Origin of the sequence: Glycomyces harbinensis (assembly GCF_900101745.1) — a bacterium.
Taxonomy (GTDB): Bacteria; Actinomycetota; Actinomycetes; order Mycobacteriales; family Micromonosporaceae; genus Glycomyces; species Glycomyces harbinensis.
Map to the genome: position 1 here is coordinate 1 of NZ_FNAD01000036.1, position 1,560 is coordinate 1,560.

The 1,560-nt window shown below is 68.1% G+C and carries 1 protein-coding gene; it reads left to right on the top strand.

Going from position 1 to position 1,560, the window contains the following annotated elements:
- The first annotated feature begins 112 nt into the window (after nucleotides 1-112).
- Complete coding sequence (locus BLQ63_RS27560; protein ID WP_091040751.1) at nucleotides 113-1,552, top strand: NF041680 family putative transposase; 1,440 nt, start codon at nucleotides 113-115, stop codon at nucleotides 1,550-1,552.
- The last annotated feature ends 8 nt before the right edge of the window (nucleotides 1,553-1,560 follow it).

A 1,560-nucleotide genomic window follows, 5' to 3' on the forward strand; every position in this document is an offset into this window, starting at 1 on the left:
GCTTGATTTTTAACCTTTGGTGCTGGTCAGGCACTCCCGCTTGAATACGAGCGAAGCCCTTGCTTGATGATTCTTGTTGCGACACAAAGAATCTCAACAGCAAGGGCTTCGTTTGTCTATTCTCCCTGAACCCGGCACCGGCGCGGGAGCCGGGGCGCTGCGGGACTTCCGGGCCGGATTCCATCAGTGCCTGACCGCCCGCTCGGATGCGCTGTTCGAGCTGACCGACGCGGTGCTGTGTAGCTCCGGGCCAGTGGTTTCGCTGCCGGGCTTGTCACTGACCGGGGTGTTCACCCGAGGGCACGGTGCACTCTACGACGCTCTGTCCGCGGGCCGGATCGACGCCGATCGGTTCCGCGAAGCCCTTGCGGCGCAGCCGCTGGGGCGCGTCCGGGGCCGGATCGTCCTCGCGGTCGATGCCACCGGGTGGCTGCGCCCGGACGCGAACTGCTCCCCAGGACGCTTGTACTGCCACGTCACCGGGCACGGCCGGGGCCAGGACCAGATGGTGCCCGGCTGGTCCTACTCCTTCATCGCCGCCCTCGAACCGGGCGCGAGTTCATGGACCCAGATCCTGGATGCGGCCCGCATCGGGCAAGACGACGACCCGGCCGAGGTAACCGCGCTTCAATTGCGCGCTGTGGTCGATCGCCTCATCGCCACCGGCCAGCACCAGCCTGGCGATGCGCCGATCGCGGTCGTGACCGACTCTGGCTACGACGTCCCGCGCCTGGCCCATCAACTGCGCGACCTCCCGGTGATCGTGATCGGCCGCCTCCGATCGGACCGGGTCCTCTACGGCCTGCCCGGTGCCTATACCGGGACCGGCCGCCCGCCCAAGCATGGCCGCCTCTTTCGCATGACCGACCCCGAGACCTGGTGCGATACCGATACGGCGACCTCAACCCCGACCGCCCGCTTCGGGCGCCTCGAAGCCAAGGCCTGGGCGCACCTGCATGCGCGACTAACCCATCGGGCCGCCTGGATCGGCCACGAGGGCGACCTCCCGATCATCGACGGCACGCTCATTCGATTGCAGACCGAACGGCTCCCGCACACCGGCAAGCCGACCCCGCTCTGGCTCTGGACCTCACAGCAGGACCTCGACCCCGGCCTGCTCGACGCGATCTGGTCGGCATGGCTGCGCCGCTTCGACATCGAGCACACCTTCCGGTTCCTCAAGCAGACCCTGGGCTGGACGATCCCGCAGGTCCGCGACCCTGAATCGGCCGACCGCTGGACCTGGCTGGTAGTCGCCGCGTTCACCCAGCTCGGCCTCGCCCGCGCCCTCGCCGCCGACCTTCGCCTGCCCTGGGAGGCCCCGGCGGTCGCGGGCCGACTCACGCCCGCCCGCGTCCGCCGGGACTTTCCGAACCTCCACGCGGCCCTACCCCGCCTGACCAGAGCGCCGAAACCCTCGAAACCCGGGCCCGGACGCCCTGCCGGGCAACGCAATCGACGCAAGGCACCGATCCGCGACCCGGGCAAGAAAGCCAAACGCGAAAAAACCATGAGAGAGCGAGAACAGCACCTGACCAGCACCAAAGGTTAAAAATCAAG